Genomic DNA, 20,361 nt, shown 5'->3' with positions numbered 1-20,361 from the left:
GCACAATGCTCCGGTTAAATAACCTGCTAATCATCGGAGAACAATGCTCTGGTCAAGCAACCTGCTAACCATCGGAGCACGATGCTCCGAACAAACAATGTGCTAGGCATCGGAGCACAATGCTCCGGTTAAATAACCTGCTAATCATCGGAGAACAATGCTCTGGTCAAGCAACCTGCTAACCATCGGAGCACGATGCTCCGAACAAACAATGTGCTAGGCATCGGAGCACAATGCTCCGAACAAACAATGTACTAAGCATCGGAGCACAATGCTCCGAACAAACAATGTACTAAGCATCGGAGCACAATGCTCTGATCAAACTCATGACTAACATCGGAGCACAATGCTCCGGTTAAATAACCTGCTAATCATCGGATAACAATGCTCTGGTCAAGCAACCTGCTAACCATCGGAGCACGATGCTCCGAACAAACAATGTGCTAAGCATCGGAGCACAATGCTCCGGTTAAATAACCTGCTATTCATCGGAGAACAATGCTCTGGTCAAGCAACCTGCTAAGCATCGGAGCACGATGCTCCGAACAAACAATGTGCTAAGCATCGGAGCACAATGCTCCGAACAAATACATCACAACCAACAGGAGCATAATGGTTGGTTAAACTTACTGCTAGCCATCGGAGCACGATGATCTGGTTAAACATACGACCAATCATAGTAGGAGAGGGCACTGTAGGCTGAACGAACTATTTGGTTTATGTCTACAGTTAATTATCATGCAAGCCTATCGGAGCACAATGCTCCGGTCAAGCTCATGACTACCATCGGAGCACAATGCTCCGGTCAAGCTCATGACTACCATCGGAGCACGTTGCTCCGATCAAATACATAACAGCCATCGGAGAACAATGTTCCGGTCAAACTCATGACTACCATCGGAGAACAATGCTCTGGTCAAGCAACCTGCTAACCATCGGAGCACGATGCTCCGAACAAATACATCACAACCAACAGGAGCATAATGGTTGGTTAAACTTACTGCTAGCCATCGGAGCACGTTGATCTGGTTAAACATACGACCAATCATAGTAGGAGAGGGCACTGTAGGCTGAACGAACTATTTGGTTTATGTCTACAGTTAATTATCATGCAAGCCTATCGGAGAACAATGCTCTGGTCAAGCAACCTGCTAACCATCGGAGCACGATGCTCCGAACAAATACATCACAACCAACAGGAGCATAATGGTTGGTTAAACTTACTGCTAGCCATCGGAGCACGTTGATCTGGTTAAACATACGACCAATCATAGTAGGAGAGGGCACTGTAGGCTGAACGAACTATTTGGTTTATGTCTACAGTTAATTATCATGCAAGCCTATCGGAGCACAATGCTCCGGTCAAGCTCATGACTACCATCGGAGCACGTTGCTCCGATCAAATACATAACAGCCATCGGAGCACAATGCTCCGGTCAAGCTCATGACTACCATCGGAGAACAATGCTCTGGTCAAGCAACCTGCTAACCATCGGAGCACGATGCTCCGAACAAATACATCACAACCAACAGGAGCATAATGGTTGGTTAAACTTACTGCTAGCCATCGGAGCACGATGATCTGGTTAAACATACGACCAATCATAGTAGGAGAGGGCACTGTAGGCTGAACGAACTATTTGGTTTATGTCTACAGTTAATTATCATGCAAGCCTATCTGAGCACAATGCTCCGGTCAAGCTCATGACTACCATCGGAGCACGATGCTCCGATAAAATACATCACAGCCATCGGAGAACAATGTTTCGGTCAAACTCATGACTACCATTGGAGCACAATGTTCCGGTCAAACTCATGACTACCATCGGAGCACAATGCTCCGGTCAAACTCATGACTACCATCGGGGCGCAATGCTCCGGTTAAATAACCTGCTAACCATCGGAGCACAATGCTCCGGTATATATAGAATTGCCATTGAGCATTATATAAGTCCTTTGTTAGAGTTAGTCGCGAGATTTAAATTTACATAATTGTTATTTAATATTTGTTACATTCATTTGTACTAAAAAATATGCAGTAGCTTAATTAATTACAAGAATCTATACCCAGTTTCTGGACATATTGTGATAAATATCTCATAATGAACATAACAACAAAAAACAAGGAATTTTCATGAATCTTCAAAAAAAGAGAAATGTTAAATCATCAAAGAATAAAGATGATGAAACCGCTGTTAAACTACCAATAATCGTGCCTACAGATGATTTGAATGCAAAGTTTGATAAAGCTGAAATAATTCTTCAGGGTGCTTTGAAGAAAGTTATTGAGGAAGATTATCGAAATAGTAGTGAAACAGATAAAGTTAGAACATACACTCGTAGGCAAGCAAAGAAAATATTGGGTAACCCTACAGAAGCAGTTTTTAATGCCTATCTTAAAGATCCTGAAATTTCGGAATTTATAAAGAAAAAGAACAACAACAACAATGTATATGACGTTGAAGTGTTGTGGACAATAATGGTCAAATTCGATTTGTGGGACTTAGAAGAGCATACTGAGCCTCGTATTATTCCTTGGATGGGCCATAAAGGTGGTACTGGGAAAACAACATCGTGTATTAATATTGGCATGTCAGTTGGTGAGCTTACATTAAGAAGTTCGGAAACTGTAATTATCGACATGGATCCGCAGGGTAATAGCACGACTAATTTAATAAAAGATTCACATAAAGTAGCAGGTGATGACTATGTAAGTCGCAGTCATGAAAGCGCTATTTCATTAATGCTTCGTTATATGAATGGTGAGGATATAACTAGTGACATTATTAATGAAGCATTGAAAACAACTGGTATGCCTAATGTATTCTTGCTACCAGCTAATTCATTTTTTGATAGTGAATCAGCTTCAAAAATTACAAAAGCTTATAATAGCATTCAGGATTTAACTGAAGAAGAGTTAGCTGCAAAGGAAAAGACTGGGTTTTATAGAATTTACAATGAATATGAGTACTCATATTACCTAATATTTTATTTTGCAATAATTAAACCTTTATCTGATTTCAAATACATTTTTATTGACTGTCCACCACAGATCAATGAACTCACAAACATGATTACATTGGCCTCAAGTCATATAATTGCTCCTCTAGTACCATCAGAATATGAGCTAATGACGGCAGCTAAACTTATTTCACAGACAAAAGTCCTTATTAACAAACATGAAAAGTTAATAAATGATGGTGTTATCCCGGAGAAAGATTTCTTTTTCTTACCGCTAAACAAGCAGTTAAGTAAACAGTTGTCTAGTAAAATAAGTGACACATTACACAAGCATTTGTCCAATGGTATGTATATTCATGATTCATTTGACGCTAGTCCTGCTATCGAAAAGCTGTCTTCAATTCAGGCTACTGCATGTTCAGTAAATAAAAACCATTACAAAGAAGTTATTGGCAATAATTTTGTTGGTGATTTAAATAGACTAGAAACCAATGTAACTGATATTGCAAAACAGATATTAAAACTTGTACGTTAAGGCATTATGATGGAACAACAAAACAGAAAAAATTTAAGAAGACAGGTTGGTGTGAAATCAAAAGGTTCTGAAAATCTAGATCCTAATACTGACAGCCAACCTAAAACACCAAGTGAAGCTGATACAACTCTAACACACGCAAATGCAAAAGTTCAGAGCCAAAAAGCACTTGATGGAATAAGTATAAGTATTGGAGTCAAATCTTATAAGCCTACTGGAGCAAGAAGTTTTAAAGGCATTGACGGAGTAACTTATAATGAATACGAAATTAGGATCGCTAATTCTGATTTAGGAAAGTTGGCTAAGATTTCCAGTGACAATCATCGAAATGTATATTTAGATGAAAGTTATATTGATACATCTGATCTAGATGAAGAATACAAAGATGCTGGAATTAATACAGCGCCTGTTAAGGCATCATTTACTGATGGAACAAAAAATCAAATTGAAATCTATGATGGACAAAGACGATTTACATGCGTAAAAAGACATGATTTAGATTTACAGGTATGGGTTGCAGATAGAGTCCTTCCTCATGAAGTTAAAGAAGAAATTTCATTTTCTGCTAATAAACATAAACCTACTAGCTTCGTGGCCATGGCCATTTGGTATAAGAACAAACAAACTCAATTAGAAAAGTCGAGGGGAGCGCAAATATCAGCTGAAGAAGTGATGTATCAGTTTGGTGATAAGTTTGAGGTTAAAACAGAAGCTAAAATGAAAATGCTGCTTCAAGCTGCTGAGGCAATAGATCATGAAGTTGTTGATCTATTCTGTCACGAATTGAAATTTTTAGAAGTTGATTTTAGAAAGCTTAGGCGTAAATATAATAAGTACAGAGATGCTGAGAATAGTAAAGGCAATTCAGTAGGCACACTAAAAGAAGAAATGCTCAAGCTAAAGGAAAGTATTTATGATGAGTTTTCAAAACATAAAATTGATACAGTCGTTAACCCTAATGACGATAAGTATGCTAAAAAACGGAAAAGGATTTGCTTTAACTTATTAGAATCTCAGTGGAATTTAAAACCTGACACTAAGAGCTTAAGTAAGTCTGAGATTATTGGTGAGGGGGTTGAGTTTATTAGTGATGGAGATCCTGACGGCGGATTTACAATTCAAGTAAATAACACAAATTTAGATTATGAGAGAATGAAAAGTCTAATAGTTGATATATTAAATAAATAACTCATAAAAAAGATAGGTTAAATCCTATCTTTTTTTGTAGCATTTGGCGGTGTTTCAAAGTTAACAATTGCTATAAATATAATAAATTCCTCACATTATCCTTCTTATAACTACCCCTAAACAGAAAGAATTCAAGTATTCTCGAATGATATGATGATACATCATAAATTTGAGGTGAAATATGAATACTTATACAGAGTTATTAAAAAACGGCGGGAATTTACCTATAGGTGTCGATGACGGCTATGATGAAGTTAAAGTCGTACTTCCTGATGGTGAATGCCTAAGAATTCCTTCGCATGCCAAATCAGGTATTGACTCATCAATATCATTCGGCAATGAAGAGAAAACAATTTTCTCTTACAAAGTTGAAGGAAAGGACTATGTCGCCGGTAAAATCCTAGAACATGACAATACAGCATCTGATGATTATCCGATATCCAATTTAAATAAAGTTGTTGTAATGCATGCTCTGCGTAAAGCTTCCTTATCTGAAAAGCATAAGTTACATATTTGTACTGGTCTACCTTTAAAGAAATTTTATAAAAGAGGTAAGCCAAATGCGGATTTAATTAAACGCAAAATGGAAAACTTGAAGTCAAAAAATATTACATCACAGGATGATTACAGTTTGCCAGAAATTGTAAATCATCAGGTGTTAGCTGAAGGTCTAGCTGCATGGTTTGATTACATCACATATTTTAACTCTGATGGCCGTATCGAGCGTCATAATGACAAATATCAGCAACGCATAGCTGTAATTGATATCGGTGGTAGAACTACAGATATCGTAGTTATTAAAAATGGTGCAATTGACTATGAACGTTCTTCAACTATTGATGCCGGAATGCTCAATATTAAAGAGGAAGTAAGGGAGCTTATTAGAGATGAGCTTGAAGTTGAGATTAATAATGAGCAAATGCATACAGCTATTAATGAAGGCAAAGTTAAGCTATGGGGCGAGTGGGAGGATGTGCAAGATATTGTAGCAAGAGCTGAGTCGATTATTACAACCCGTATCGAAAGTGAAGCAAAACATAAGCTGAAAAACGCATCTGATATTGATGTAGTGCTGTTTGTGGGTGGCACTGTAAATAAAATCAAGGGAAAAATCTATAATTGGTTCCGAACTCAAGTTATCGTTGAGCAACCGGGGTTTGCTAACGCTAGAGGCATGCAGAAATATGCACAAATGCTTCTTGAAAGTGAATAATAAGTATGCGAAGCCGATTTGTACTTAATCTATACAGCGATGTCGAGGTTGAAAATGAAATCTCTGACATGCTGTATAGCATGCCTAAGTCAAGGAGAGCTGAGGTTATCAGAATGATGATTAAGCTTGGTTACCAAGCAATGAATCCATCTAAAAATTTAAAGCATTCATACGAAGCTCCAAAACCCAAAGGCGATGAATCGACGGCATTTTATAGAGCTCAGGTTGACCTGCGTAAGGAGAAAAAACAAAAAGAAGTTCGTAAACATAATAATGAAAAATTAGATAAAGAATTACCTCCTAAAAAAGAGATTATATCTCAGACAAAACATTATGAAATTTCTACTCAAGAAAGAGAAAGTGAGTCAGAGAACGTACTGGTAAATGAACATGTTAATGAACAGGCTAATGAACTCGCATTAGAAGTAAAGAAAGTTGAAATTGATTCTAATAATGATGCTTCGGAAGTTTCTGATCCTCTAGAAAACATGAACTCATTGTTTAAAGGCATATAAGTTAAGGTTGTGTTATGAGTGAAAATAAAACAAGTGAGTCAAGTTTCTTAATTACCTTGATATTAGGGTTAGGGTTATTTTTCGTTGCGATGAACTTTATATCAAGTTTTCTCGTTGAAATTTGGAGGTGGTTAAGGGTTGTTCAACTGAGTCCGTTAGCGATTTTGCCTGAGTGGGTTCCATATTTTGGTGGAACAAAAGACCTTGTTTTGCAATTAACTAATCTAGACAACTCATTATTGACAAAAAATGTAATTTCAACGGTAGATACTCACTATTATCCATTTTTCGGCTGGATTTATGTCGCAATTATGGTGTGGTTTGCAAAGAAAAGAATTGGTCAAGATAACTTAGTTAAAGAAAAGTTGTCGATGGAACAAATTTTAAAGAAATATTCAAAAAGTTTCCCCTTCTTGAAGCCCTTTGTAGACTTTAATCCGGCAAAAATGACTGACATGGTGTTCGATAGGGATGATGAAGTAAAATTGAAGTTTTTACCTGCCTTACAACCTGTAGAGTTCGCAACGATGGTGCCTCCTTTACATTTAGATAAAGAAGCAGAAAAAGACTCCTCTTTAATGGCTCCAATATACGCTCATGATGAAGGAATTAACTTTGATGAGGATTTGGCATTCAAATGCTTTCAAAAGCAGCTAGGGGCTCATTTTACATGCTTAGAGGACCTACCTGAACATGAGAAGAAGCTGTATGACTTTTTCATAGGAAAAATTACTTTTAATAAAACGACTATTCAAAAGGATTTAATAAAGATTCTTAAATATGTACTTAAACATAAAGGTGTTTTTGTTGAAAAAACGAAGTTCACAGGAAGCAGGTTTTCTCTATATAAAGAATTAAATGAGATATACCTAGCAAGTGAGAATAAGTCGTCAGGGTATTTCTTATCAACAAAGTATATCAATAAACTATTAATGGCCAGTGAGCTTGAGGGTATTTATAACGGTATTACTGGTGAAGATATTATGAATAGGCATGCTTTTACTTATTGTGGGTTTATGAGCATGTTATCAGAGGCGAGACAAGGTGGTGTTATACCTCCAATAGAATTTCAATGGGTAAAATTTCATGATCGAAAACTCTATTTCGCACTCTCGAGTGTTGGTAAACAAGTTTCATTTGTAGAGTCGGCTGGTATTTTCGCACATTGGATACTTGAAGAACATATACAGAGACCTATACCTACAGCTGAAGTTTCAGAAGCTGTTGTAGGTTTAAGGACTGCACTTTATATAGACTATTCGATATCTTAATTGATAACAAATAAGAACCTAATAAAAATAATAAGTAAGGTTTTATTGTGGCAAAGCAAATTTATGGTGTTAGCAAGAATCATGACCTAGATCCGTCTTTAATTAAACCGGATGTTAGGCCATTAATGCAACGTATAAGACAATTAATGACAGAAAAGAGTTCTATCATATTTAATATGATAGCTATTCTAATGTCATCGATAATGGTTCTAAATATTTTCCAAGCAATATTCGGAAGCAGTTCGAAAGGACCATTAATTAGTTATTATTTGTTAGACATTCTGTTTGTAATTGCTGTAGCTATCTTTTTTCTATTCAAAGGTAAGGAAGCTGAATTTTTATTTAGGGAAGGACTTGACGTAGGGGCCGGTGAGGAATGGGATGCAGATAAAGGGTTAATATATCTTGGAAATGATAACTCAGATTCAAGGGCAATCAACTTTGCTGCTGATGATGTAAAAACTCATTTTTTAGTTATGGGTTCGACAGGTTCTGGTAAGTCACGGTTTTTATTGGGTATTTTATACCAATCATTACTGATCGGATCAGGTTGTTGCTACGTGGACGGTAAAGGAGACAATACAGTCTGGTGGTTAGTCTACTCATTTTGTCGAAGAGTAGGGCGAGAAGATGACCTTTTGATTTTAAATTATCTAACAGGTAGTGAAACGCCTGAAGTGCCAAGTCCATTTGATCATCAACTTTCAAACACGACCAACCCATTTTCTTATGGTACTGCGGACAATCTAAACTCACTGATCGTAGGTTTGATGCGAGAAGCTGGTGGTGATGGCGCCATGTGGAAAGGTCGTGCTAGAACCATGCTTAAAGGCCTTTTATCTGCTTTATGTTATAAAAGAGATAAGTATGGAATGCTGCTTGATATCAACATAATTAGGGATTATTTTCCCCTTGATAAAATAATAGCACTTTCACGTGACCCTGATCTAAAAAGTTCTGCGAAAGATCCTTTACGTAAGTACCTTCTTGACTTACCCGGCTTTACTGAAGAATCTGTATTAACCGGCGAAATATCTGGTAAAGCTTATGAACAACATAATTTTCTTACGATGCAGCTAACGGAAGTAATGTCAGATCTTTCAGAGACTTACGGCAAAATATTTGGTGTCCCTCTAGGTGAAATTGACTTTAAAGACGTACTTTTTAATAGACGTATTTTATTCTGCCTTTTACCAAGTTTGGAGAAGGATCCTGACGCTTTAGAAGGTTTAGGTAAATTAGTTGTTGCAGGTCTACGTTCGGCTTTGGCACCTGCTCTTGGTGCTAAAGCTGAGGGAACAAAGAGAGAAGTTATAGATACGAAACCTACAAGTTCAAAGGTTCCATTCTTTATTATCTTGGATGAATATGGGTACTACGCTGTCCAAGGCTTTGCTGTTGTAGCGGCACAAGCCAGAAGTTTGGGCGTATCAGTTTTGTTCGCGGGACAAGATATACCAAGTCTTAAGAAAGCATCAGAAGAAGAAGCTAAAGCTACTATCGCGAATACAAATATTAAAATTTGTATGAAACTTGAAGATCCTGATGATACAGCTCAAGTTTATACAAAAAGGGCAGGACAAGCTAATGTTGCTAAATCAGATCATCATGATTACGGAATGTTTTCATATAAAGTAAAAGGCGAAACTAGGCTTCAAACAGAAGATATTGTAAATGTGCGTGATTTAGTTGACCAAGATCCGGGCGAAGCACATGTTATCTACCGAAATATTTTATCAAGATGTCGCTTTTTCTATTATGAACCACATCAAGTCTCAGAAGCTAAACTTAATAAATTTATTATGGTGAACAAACCTAAAGAAGCTGTGATAAAAAAATTAATTGGTGCGACTACCACATTAGATAATTTGTTTATAAAGAATAAACCTCAGAAAGCATCTCCGAAAACAAAAGATACGGGCCTTAGAAATCTATTTTCTGATGTTGAACTGTCATCGTCTATAAATGGCCAAACTCCTTTAGATTCAGCGGTTACTGCACTTGGGATGATTGAAGTAAGAACCAAGCTTAAATCAATTAAGTTAGACGATAAATCAAGTTCTTCAACCACTATTGAAAGTGATGATGCTGAAGAGTTACGTGATATCGCTGATAGCTATTTAGAGAATGAGTTAGGTGAAGACAATGATATTGATAAAGAGGTAGATAAATCTGCAACTGAGAAGTTTGTCGATGAAATTGATAATGAATATGACGAAAATAACCCATTAAATTCATTATTTGATTCACTAAATGGTCTTGATGATGATGAATTAAATGAAATTTTCTCAGGCTTTGAAGATGAGTCAATGAAAGATCAGGCTTCAGCGGTTTCTGATGAGTTTAGTAAGTTACTGGATGAATCTGTTATAAGTACGGCTAAAAAGCAAGGCTTCGATGATAAGGAAATAAAGAGCGCGTCACAACAGTTGGCTGAAGATATGGAACCAGAAAAGGTCGAGAGCAGTTTTAATATGCTGGGCAAAACAAATGAGTACCCAACAACCCCAACACCTAATAAATTAGGGCAAGAAGAGATAAATAAAAACATTCAGGACATGTTAGATCAGTTGGATGATAGTAACTCTAAAATTAATTAGATATTGTTTGACTAGGTTTTCTTTAAAAGTATGATTGTTTTTATGATATGTAATGAAAAGGTTTATGTATGAAATATTTTATTTATTTTATTTGCGCCGTGAATGTATTGGCTCTAGGGATAATGTTCAGTCTTTTGAGTGGTAATATTGAGCTTTCTGGTATTCCAAAAAGCAATAATATACAAGAATCTCAAAATGAACCCGTAGTGTCTGACGGGAAAAGTATGGATGAACTTTTAAAGCAACGTTTAGTTGAACTCAAGAGTGAGAGTAAGACAGAACATCCAGAAGGTACTGATAAAAAGGCTATTACAACACCTCATGAAGACCAAATTGCCCTTGATGAAAGTTGTTTTGTTAAGGTAGGAAATTATTCTCAACCAAAATTTGGTTTCGATAGCGATTGTCAGCCATTACCTAATAAATTTGTTGAAAAAAAGACAGCATTAACACTTAATAAATTGCCGGATTCTGTAACAGTAAATTTTAAGGCAGAAAATGAAAGGGATGTAATTTACGTATTCACTGATTACACTTGCCCATATTGTAGAAAACTTCATGGAAATGTTGAGAAGTTTAATCAGGAAGGGATTACTGTAAAATATATCTTATACCCTCGATACATGGATTATGGTGAACGATACTCAGAAAAGGCAAAAGAGGTTGTTGATAATATGACATATGCATTTTGTTCTACAGATCATAGAAAATCATTTCATGATTTATATGTAAAGGGATATGCAGAAGTTACTGAGTGTTCAAAGGAAAATGGAAGAATTCCTGCGCCTATCCGCGAACATTATATCCTGTCCCATATGATTGACATTAAGCATACTCCCGCGATTGTTTCTTCTAAAGGTAAGCTAAGCTATGGATTTTCTTCAGTATATAAAACATTAAGTAGTCTTGGCATCCAGTAAATATGAACTTTGGTTTGATGTAAGATATTAAATGAAATATTATTGTTGAAATTTTTGAAAGGTGTTTATCTGTGTTTAAAAAAAAGTATATTTTGGCTGTTGCAGTTGCACTCACTTCTTTGAGTGCAACTGCAAACAACCCATTCGAAAAGCCAGTCATGGCAAAAAACAAAACTGATAATGACTTAAGCTCCGTTAATATCAATGTTATTAATGATGTTTTGGGTGGAACCCAGCATCAGGCCGTGCCTCTTCATCGAGAGAGAAATCAATATATTGATATGGGATTAGTCTATCGAGGAACAACCAACGGTGTAGATATCTATTTCGATCCAGATACAAAGAGATACGTCCGAGACGACTCCAAAATTGTTAAAATTAAAGATTTAACAACAAAGCTACCACCTATGAAAGAAGTTAACTATTAAAAAGGTATTTTTATGAAATTTTCAAAGGCTGCAATAAGCTTTTCAGTTATAGCTATGCTTTCAGGTTGTGCTGGAACCAATATGCCAAAAGAGGATGAACTTCTTAAAACAAGAAGCGAGTTAAGTAAACCATTGATTGACGAGTGGAAAAGTGAAGAACCAGCTATCAGATATTATAAAGTTGAAGATGCTACTATCGTTGAAGAACCTAATAAAATCCCTGCTAGCATCAGAGACCGTGATATAAAAACAGCTTTAGTTCCTGACGCAACCGTCTTAGATCTTGTTGTAAGCTTGGGTGAATTAGGTATTTATACTGTTGTTACGAATGAAGAATTACAGAACAGAAAAATATCTTTATTTGCTTTTGATGGTGATTTAGGTGATTACTTAGATGCTCTAGCTAGTACATATAATATTTCATTTAATTGGAAGAAAGGCAATGTGTTGGCGATTGAAGAATCGTCAAATTATATTTTAAAAGTACCTCAAGACGAATCTTTAGTTGATGAAATCAAGAACTCATTAACTAGTTATGGTGCCGATGATGTTCATTATTCTCTTCAGGCAAGTACAGTTAGTTATAGAGCATCAAAAAAAGAACACGAGCGCATTACTGGGTATATTGATAAACTATCTTTAAATGCATCAGTTATATCACTACAAGTGTCAGTTGTAACTGTTACTTTGGATGAAGAAAGAAAAAATGGATTTGATTGGTCCTCGCTCCAAGTTTTATCAGGTAATCCGACCGTAAATAGTGTCAGAGATGCATTTACAGGTAGCAGTTCTAGTTCGACGGACTTAGATTTGGGTAGTAATTCAGGAAGTGCTTCTTCAAGTTCAAGCTCTGGAGTGAATATTAGTGGTAAAAACTTAAGTGATGCAATTGGGTTAGTTGGCCTAACTTCAGGTGCCTCTAGTTTCTCACTAGCTAAAGGAGACCTGTATTTCAATGCTGCCCTAAACTTTCTTAATACCTATGGCAATGCAGAAACAAGACAAAGTGTATTAATGAAAACCCTTTCAGGTAAAGAAACGGGAATTAAGTCGGCTGATGCAGTACCTTACATTGATGATATAGGTCGAGTTAATACAAACAGTAATAGTAATTATAGCTCAAGTAGCACTACCGTAAAAACTGTAGATGTTGGTTTAGAACTCGCTCTCAAACCATACTATGACGCCGCAACTGAAATTGTAACTATTGATCTTGGCTTAAAACTCAGCACTCTTTTAGGGTTTAATGAGTTAAGTGCTGGCAATCAAGTTGGCACCGTAAGTTACCCAAGAGTTCAAAAGCAAGAGTTTGACGATATTATCAAGCTAAGAGCTGGCGAACCAGTTATTGTCGGTGGTATTACATTTGACTCATTCACGGACAATAGAAGTAACCCTTCATTCTTAAATGAATATAATACTGCATCACAAAATAAAAAGGTTAGTCGAAATGCAATGTTTATTGTATTGAGACCAACAGTTACTTTATTCGGAAACTTCGAGCAGAGTGCTGATGTTGTTACGAAGAACAAAGAAATTACAATTTCTCAGGAGTAATGTCGATGTTCAATAAAAGTAAAGTAACTAAAGAAATGCCTGACATTCAAGAACAAATTGTAATGCCAATCAATTCCCGAGTTGGGTTCTACGAATCTGGCATTAAAATGAAGGAAGTTAAGCAAGCTATTCGAACGACTGCGCAAGAACAGTTTGGGACTATGGCTGGCGTTTATTATAAAATCCAAAAGTTCAATGGAGGCTATGCTTATGAGATCCATCAGGGATGTGATAAAGGTATTCTTTCTCACGTTTTAGATAGTGTTTCTGAAAAGGATTTTATACTCAAAACTAATCATGCTAAGTACAAGATTTTTATGAAGTCTATAGGTCACTTAGCAATGCTTAAATTACGTGATAATGACACAGACACAGATAAATTTGAGTTAGTTGAGCATAAAGATCAGCTTAAACCTATGTTATCGACAGGGTACGGATTTTTGAAGTTCGGGATAACACTGTTCATAGCCGGTTTGATTGCTTTTATTTCCGGTTCGGTTTACAAATACTTGGTTGTAAACTCGAGTCAAAGCATCGTATTTGATAAAACCGAGAAGGCTACTCCGATTGATTATCTTACAACATTGCAAGGTATCAATCGTAATCTTCCTCGTAAAGGTGAGTATTTAACTTACGTTAAGTACGATAAGAATGATGGCACATGGAATCATAATTCACAAAAAGTAGAGTCCTTAAAGGACGATATTAAAGCTGAAACAAAAGATGTTGCAACCAATAAGGAAGAAAGCGAATGAAGGTTCTAGGTAAATCGTTCTATATAGCCGCAGGAGCTACTTTAGCTATTTTAGGCTCTGTTGGTCTATGGAAGTGCTATGAAATGGTCACACAACCAATACAAGAGGCTAAATTCGACATCTTAAGAAAGGAAGTTCTCAATGAATGTTCAAATTACGCTAGGCTTCCTCAATTTAAATTTAGAACCACCACAAAAAATGAAGACTCAAGCAAGCCAATCGTTGAAGTTAAAGCGAACGGATTCAATGATTGGGAGTTAAAGTTCACAAATGCATCTATGATAGTTGAGCGCTGTGAAGGTTTTGAGCTTAAATCGTTTTGCATGGGTGAAGAGTGCAATGATAATGGCAAGAAACACAGAGGTATTATTATGGAACTAGAATACAATAGTGACAATGAAATTCTTGTTTCAAAGAAGTAACGAAAAAATGAAATAGAACCCAGCTTATTGCTGGGTTTTTATTTACTACTTAATTTAGCGACTTATTATTTTTAGATTCTAAAAATTTACTAAGTTCAACAAGAACTCTATTCATCATTAGATCTACAGATTCATTTGACCCTTGAATTTCAAATAAATTATCGCCACTTTCTACAATTCTTTTAGCTACAGGCAAGTCATCTCGGTCTTGAAGATTGTTAAGAGAGAATGTTTGGTTAAATAGCTGTTCTGCCCACACCTTTAGCTTGTACTTTAAATATTCTGACCACAGTGTATAGGCAGGACAATTACCGATACTATAAGAACTAAGTTCAGACAAGTAATCTCGAATTACTTTATGTTTACTATTGTCCCATGAAGCAGGAGTGAAGTCAGGACGTATACCGCCATCTGTTTTCTTAAATCCATGAATTAAGTATCCCTTCTGCAACATATCATCGACAAATTTGTCGGCGAATAAACTCAAATCTAATCCGCTAATTTTCTGATTAATTTCGCCACTTACAATTTTACTTTCATTGTCTGGTAACACTAGAGCTTCTTTTACTGTCACATTAAGATCTTCGAAGTTTAGGTAACATGAAATAGGAGGCGGACACGCATTTTCTATTGTTGTATCAACAAAACAACCTTGATAAAGATACCTTGCTAAATTCATAACAGCTCTTAAGGAGCCATTGATATATGATTCATCTTCTGTCTCAAGTGGATTTGTACTGAAAGGTTCAGGGACGCTCTCTAAAAATCGCCAAAAATACGGGCCTTGTATTTCAAATTCAGTTTTATCGTCATTTTCATTTTTAAAATTAAGTTTTACATGTGTAGCTCGATGTGCAGAACTGTCAGCGATATCTGAAAAGTCAGGCTTATAAAAAATGATTTCCATCCCTATAAGCTTATATAAAAGACCATCTGGTAAGATGGCACCAAGAGGCTCATCTTTTAGAAAAGAAAGGTCAATCCTTTCTTGATTAAAACAAAGTCCGAGAGGCCCACCCAATTGAAACATTTTTCTCATTTTTAGTTCCTTCAACTATAATTGTTAAGTGACATTATTAGCATACGATCTGCAACCAGAAAATGTACTTTCATACATATTTTTAATTCCTAGCATGGAATTGCGATAGATTCTTGAACTCTTTGTAAAAGGCCATTAACTACTTTATTTGCTTTAAATGCTGTTGTATCGAATAACTCAGCCACACGTGATACAGGCTTCTCGTTGAAAACAATCTCTGTGAAAATATTCCTATCAATAGGATTTAATGAACTTAGTTCTTGCTTAATTCTACCAACAATATCCTCTTCTTCTAAAAACAAACTTGAGTCTTCGGAATCTAAAATTGAATCAATATGTACTGATAAAGATGAAGCATCTTGCTTGTCAGTTGTGAAATGCAAGTTTTGACTTTCAAAGTTACTAGTATCGACACCATCATCATAAAAACTGTTATTGCTTCTCTTTTTGTTGTAAGAAGCTCTCATTGTTTTCATAACACCAAGAGGGATATGTTCCGTATGTGTATTTAATAGAACATACTCATCTACTACGGTAAAAACTCGACGAGCCACATATGTATCTAGAGAGGCACCTTTTTTAGAGTCATAATTTTCAATTGCAGCCAATACACCTAAAACACCTTGCTGCGTAAGGTCTCTTTGATCCACTCCAAGTCCTACATATCGCGAAGCAATTCTTTTACACGTAGGAATAAAGTGCTCGACTAGTTGGTTTCTCGATACCGGGCATCCTCTAGTGTACTTTTCATAAAGTAGGTTAACTAAACCATAGTTGCTGCTTTTAGTGCTCATAAATAAACCTAATTAAAAATCTTGTACTTGTAGTTATAAATGAAATATCTTTTTTTGTCAAATTATATTTATCTTTTATTGTCAGTAATTGTGAGGTATTAATTCTGCTCGCGTATGGTATAATGATTGGAGTATTTAAGATTTTTATGAGTGTGATATGAGTGAACCAAAAGTTAAAGCTGTACTTTTTTCTAAAGAGTTTAATATCGGTTATAAACCGTTATATTCTCTAAGAGCAACGAAGCTAAGTAATGGCAAGTTCCTCATTGAAAGTAAAAATGGAGATGGCCCTGAAGAAGTAGCAGTTGGCGACAACTTTTTAGGCAAAGGCGTTATATCTGAAAATATAAACGGTGATATTGAGTTCGGTGAATTTACGATACCCGTAGGGCATAACTTAATTTATGGTGTTACAGCTGAGCCTAAGGATGAGAATAAAACTAAATTCTCGCTATTTATTAAAGGCTCTGAAAAGAAATTTTATAAGCAGATAACATTAGGCGACATTGATGAGACTTCTGGTTTTCCATGGCAGGTTGACCAATATGACAATCTTGTAAATGCAGGTAAATCAGTAAAGGTTTTGCCGCAACTAAATACTAAAACGTTATTCATTAAAAACACCCTAGAGCCAGAAGTGGCTAAAGACATGAAGCTTAGAAATGCATACTACGCTAATTTTGAGTACATCGACTCGAGAGATAACGTGACACACGTAAGTCGCGGCTTTTATGTAAGCAATCCAATCAGGGGAACCGTGGGTGAATTTAAGGAAGAATTTAATGGCGAGTTAATAACAACAGCCAAAGTTAGGGCAAATAATAACATTTTTACTGTAAGCGTTAGAAGCCCTAACGATGCATATGAATCTCACATGCTTTACGAAAAGAAACGAGATTTAGAAAAGCAAATTGCATCATTTGAAGATCCTGTATTTATCAGTAAGAATAAATTAAATATGAACTCGGATGATTTAAAATTCCTTGTTACGTCATTAAAAGAATCTTTGAAAGAAACTTTAGAAAGCATTAAAGAAAGCAATAAAACTTGGGTTAAGGGGCAATCTTTCTTTTGTGGGCAAGAAAGTCGCGAGTTCTTTATGAGCAAAGAGCAAAGTATGTCAAATGAGCCGTAAGTTAATATTCATAACTGAAATCATTAGAAATTCGTTCTGTTGAAAGTACTTTATCAAATTCACACGCAGCATCATGATTGATTGAAAAGTGATGCTGAAATTTTTCTTTACCCATAACTAAGTGGCCGCTCTCCAGCAATACCAAAACATCAGAAGGATTAATGTTCTTCATATTACCGTCTACCAAAATACAAGCAGGTATTTTCACCTCAATTGCTTTAACCTTCTTAGGCTTAAGACCACATATTAAAAGATGATCATTGTGATTACCCTTCAATACAATAAAGTTATCGTTAAAATCATTTTCAAGAATAGAAATAGGAATTTGTTCTTTCCAACTTGAGTTAATTTTTACCTTATCTAAGTGACCGATCTGGGCCCAGTCTTTTTTTGAGATGATCGGGTACAACAACCTTTTATCACCCTCTTTTCTTGCCATCAATGGCATTGGCTTAGAGTAAAAATTGCAGACGTTATTTAGCTTGTTAAAGTCTAATTTAGATAAGTTTAATCTTGGCCCGTACATGCATTCTTCCATAGTCTAAAAAGTTCGAATATGTTATTATTATAACTAATAAAACATTTTAGCATATAAGATATCTTTTAGGTTTATTTCTATGACTAGTCTAATAGTTGACATAACAAGTGTATATAACGAAAAAAAGAACGTAGCAGGCATACTTAGGCTTTGCAAAACACTACAGTTATCTCAGGATATCTCTGAAATTATTCCCGTTGTAACTGATATGAAAAAAGACTCTTTAGATAAAATCAAGTCTGAATTCAATTCATTGAACATTACGCCGCTCGAAGTAAACGGATCTCTAGCTCAATACCTAAATAACTTCCCAAGCAACTCGAACATAATATCGGAAGATCCTTTAGTCGTTTCTGCAATGAACGAGCAAACTTATTGGGACATTGAAGATTTAACTAAATACTCTAAAAGTGAATTATCTTCAATGATTGGATTCTCAACTGGCGCTATGGGTATTTACTCAATACTAAGAGGTAACGCATTCCTAGGTATTAACCCTATACAAGGCATCATTCAAGAGGATGCAATTACCGCATGTAATTCATCAAACACTGTTAATGAATTAATGAAAAAAATAAGTAACAAAGACGATGGAATACCTGACAGTGTGCTTGAAGCGAAAAGTGAGATTTTTAATTCGATTCGATTAATATCTGGTCATTTCAAAAATAAGACTAATGATGTTTCTTATAGAGCGGCAGATATATCGAGTGTAAGTTCAGAACAAAGCACTAATTCTGACAGTATTGTATATATAAAATCCCCTGAAGATTTAACATCCGTTCATATGAGCCTAAAAGGAAGTGAAAAGCTGTATATAGATTACAGCGACAATGAGATGATGATAGTTTCAGGTAATGATAAATTTCACATTGAACTAGAAAATGGTATATCAAAAGACATTCTGTTTAAAACATTACGTGAACCATTCAGTACCGGGGAAGTAGTTTTATTTGACACTAAATCAATAAGAAAAGAGTTTAATAAGCATAAAATCTTGAATGAAAATATCACTGACATTGGTACACTTGTCTACATCTCAAATAATTTACACAAACACCCGGAACTTCTCGGAAGTTTTGATGAATTTAACATAAAGGGCTACCCGGTAGATGCTAGCATGGAGTCAAGGTTTAATCGATTAGCTAAAACCGAGGAGTTATTGACTTCAATAAATGAAACGTTAAATGAAAAACAAAAAAGATACTACGAGACTATCGAAAATCCAATTTTAGAAATAGCTTCAGAAATGGAGACTGTTGGCGTAAAGCTAAATACATCCCGACTTCAGGCAATAGATAACAAACTCAAAAGCACAGTTAAACAATGCGATCAGCATTTAGCGTCAATAACGAATCAACCTGTGAGCGTTAAGGACAGACCATCTATTGCGCGTTTACTATATGATGAGCTAGGTTTAAGACTCAAAGGTAATAGTCGTTCTACGAGTGCTGAAGCTTTAGATGATTTAATTAAAAACAATCCCAACCATAAACCTGTCATAGATACGATAAAGTTAGGCTTTCAACAGCAAACAATGATTGAAAAATACACGAGTGTTTATCCAGACTTCATAAATGAAGATACAGGCTTAATTCACCCTACAATTTTAACCAAATCAACTAAGACAGGTAGATTTTCTTGTATAGATCCTAACTTATTGGGAATTCCTAAAAAGACTAAAGAAGGTCAGCAAATAAAGTCTAGCTTTGAACCGTCGATATCATCAATGGCCTTTATAAAAGGTGACTATTCTCAAATGGAAATGAAAATACTTGCTCATCTAACAAAAGAGCCGGTACTAATTAATGCATTTAGAGACAATCTAGACATTCATAGAGCAACAGCTGCTCAAGTATATAATAAGCCTTACAATGAAGTAACAGATACTGAGAGAACAAATGCAAAAGCCGTTAACTTTGGCATAATTTATGGTATGCAGAAGTACTCTTTAGCGAAGAAAACGAATACTACACCTCAAAAAGCTGAAGAATTCACTAATTTATATTTTTCAAAGCTACCTAACGTACAAAAGTATTTAGCTTGGGTAAAAGATAGAGCAATGAAAACAGGCTCAGTTAAGACTATATTAGGTCGCGAAATAAAAATTGAGAACGCTCAATCTAATGACCCTAAACTTGTCAATACAGCCATGAGACAAGCGATAAACGCACCCATGCAAGGCTCTGCTGCTGATATCGTTAAACTAGCTATGGCAAATTTATTTGAAATAAGAGCACAAGAAGGTCTCGGATTTAAATTTGTATTGCAAATACATGATGAAATAGTATTGTGTTCGCCAATGGACGAAATTGATATAACTAAGGAAATTCTAAAGGAAACAATGGAGCGAGTAGTTGAGTTAGCGGTGCCTATAAATGTAGATATCGAGGCAGGGTATAACTTAAATTCGAAATCGCTAGATAAAGCGGAACCTGAAAATGGATTATGCATAGCCTAGTTACTAGCAGCCCTTTTAATGTAACTGTA

Annotated in this window: 16 protein-coding genes; 13 read left to right on the top strand and 3 right to left on the bottom strand. The window is 35.7% G+C overall.

What is annotated here, in order from left to right; genetic code table 11:
• The first annotated feature begins 2,134 nt into the window (after positions 1 to 2,134).
• The 11 genes from L1267_RS11230 (at position 2,135) to L1267_RS11180 (ending at position 14,365) form a co-directional block, all read left to right on the top strand.
• Positions 2,135 to 3,496 (top strand): ParA family protein, encoded by a 1,362-nt coding sequence (locus L1267_RS11230; protein ID WP_235382893.1) that lies wholly within the window; start codon positions 2,135 to 2,137, stop codon positions 3,494 to 3,496.
• Positions 3,497 to 3,502: 6 nt separating this feature from the next.
• Complete coding sequence (locus L1267_RS11225) at positions 3,503 to 4,684, top strand: hypothetical protein (RefSeq protein ID WP_235382892.1); 1,182 nt, start codon at positions 3,503 to 3,505, stop codon at positions 4,682 to 4,684.
• A gap of 181 nt (positions 4,685 to 4,865) precedes the next feature.
• Positions 4,866 to 5,897, top strand: a complete 1,032-nt coding sequence (gene parM, locus L1267_RS11220) for a ParM/StbA family protein (RefSeq protein WP_235382891.1) — start codon at positions 4,866 to 4,868, stop codon at positions 5,895 to 5,897.
• Positions 5,898 to 6,010: 113 nt separating this feature from the next.
• Positions 6,011 to 6,412: a hypothetical protein gene (locus L1267_RS11215; protein ID WP_235382890.1), complete on the top strand. Its 402-nt coding sequence runs from the start codon at positions 6,011 to 6,013 to the stop codon at positions 6,410 to 6,412.
• A gap of 14 nt (positions 6,413 to 6,426) precedes the next feature.
• Positions 6,427 to 7,683: a secretion/conjugation apparatus DotM-related subunit gene (locus L1267_RS11210; protein ID WP_235382889.1), complete on the top strand. Its 1,257-nt coding sequence runs from the start codon at positions 6,427 to 6,429 to the stop codon at positions 7,681 to 7,683.
• A gap of 47 nt (positions 7,684 to 7,730) precedes the next feature.
• The gene (locus L1267_RS23770) at positions 7,731 to 10,283 is read left to right on the top strand and encodes a type IV secretory system conjugative DNA transfer family protein (RefSeq protein WP_235382888.1); all 2,553 of its coding nucleotides are present in this window, start codon (positions 7,731 to 7,733) and stop codon (positions 10,281 to 10,283) included.
• A 68-nt stretch (positions 10,284 to 10,351) separates the two neighbouring features.
• Complete coding sequence (locus L1267_RS11200) at positions 10,352 to 11,203, top strand: thioredoxin fold domain-containing protein (protein ID WP_235382887.1); 852 nt, start codon at positions 10,352 to 10,354, stop codon at positions 11,201 to 11,203.
• A 71-nt stretch (positions 11,204 to 11,274) separates the two neighbouring features.
• Positions 11,275 to 11,631: a hypothetical protein gene (locus tag L1267_RS11195; protein ID WP_235382886.1), complete on the top strand. Its 357-nt coding sequence runs from the start codon at positions 11,275 to 11,277 to the stop codon at positions 11,629 to 11,631.
• A gap of 12 nt (positions 11,632 to 11,643) precedes the next feature.
• Positions 11,644 to 13,188: a hypothetical protein gene (locus L1267_RS11190; RefSeq protein WP_235382885.1), complete on the top strand. Its 1,545-nt coding sequence runs from the start codon at positions 11,644 to 11,646 to the stop codon at positions 13,186 to 13,188.
• 5 nt (positions 13,189 to 13,193) lie between these two features.
• Positions 13,194 to 13,943: a hypothetical protein gene (locus tag L1267_RS11185; RefSeq protein WP_235382884.1), complete on the top strand. Its 750-nt coding sequence runs from the start codon at positions 13,194 to 13,196 to the stop codon at positions 13,941 to 13,943.
• Entirely contained in the window at positions 13,940 to 14,365 is a 426-nt protein-coding gene (locus L1267_RS11180; protein WP_235382883.1) for a hypothetical protein, read from the top strand. The genes L1267_RS11185 and L1267_RS11180 overlap by 4 nt, the downstream gene beginning before the upstream one ends.
• Positions 14,366 to 14,414: 49 nt before the next feature.
• Here the strand turns inward: L1267_RS11180 and L1267_RS11175 are convergent, their stop codons facing one another.
• Complete coding sequence (locus L1267_RS11175; protein WP_235382882.1) at positions 14,415 to 15,404, bottom strand: hypothetical protein; 990 nt, start codon at positions 15,402 to 15,404, stop codon at positions 14,415 to 14,417.
• A gap of 89 nt (positions 15,405 to 15,493) precedes the next feature.
• Positions 15,494 to 16,198 carry a sigma-70 family RNA polymerase sigma factor gene (locus tag L1267_RS11170; RefSeq protein WP_235382881.1) on the bottom strand — a complete coding sequence of 235 codons (705 nt, stop codon included), beginning with the start codon at positions 16,196 to 16,198 and terminating at the stop codon, positions 15,494 to 15,496.
• Positions 16,199 to 16,355: 157 nt separating this feature from the next.
• Here L1267_RS11170 and L1267_RS11165 point away from each other — a divergent pair, with 157 nt between their 5' ends.
• Positions 16,356 to 17,333 carry a hypothetical protein gene (locus L1267_RS11165; RefSeq protein ID WP_235382880.1) on the top strand — a complete coding sequence of 326 codons (978 nt, stop codon included), beginning with the start codon at positions 16,356 to 16,358 and terminating at the stop codon, positions 17,331 to 17,333.
• Position 17,334: 1 nt separating this feature from the next.
• On the opposite strand, the gene L1267_RS11160 is transcribed toward L1267_RS11165, so the two are convergent.
• On the bottom strand, positions 17,335 to 17,772 hold the full coding sequence (locus L1267_RS11160; protein WP_235382879.1) for a hypothetical protein: 438 nt from the start codon (positions 17,770 to 17,772) through the stop codon (positions 17,335 to 17,337).
• Between the two features lie 178 nt (positions 17,773 to 17,950).
• Here L1267_RS11160 and L1267_RS11155 point away from each other — a divergent pair, with 178 nt between their 5' ends.
• A complete protein-coding gene (locus L1267_RS11155) occupies positions 17,951 to 20,332 on the top strand; it encodes a DNA polymerase A family protein (protein ID WP_235382878.1) in 2,382 nt (793 codons plus the stop codon).
• The last annotated feature ends 29 nt before the right edge of the window (positions 20,333 to 20,361 follow it).

It is taken from the genome of Pseudoalteromonas sp. OFAV1, from assembly GCF_021532595.1.
In the GTDB taxonomy this organism is placed as follows: Bacteria; Pseudomonadota; Gammaproteobacteria; order Enterobacterales; family Alteromonadaceae; genus Pseudoalteromonas; species Pseudoalteromonas lipolytica_C.
This window is presented reverse-complemented; position numbering and strand designations above follow the sequence as displayed.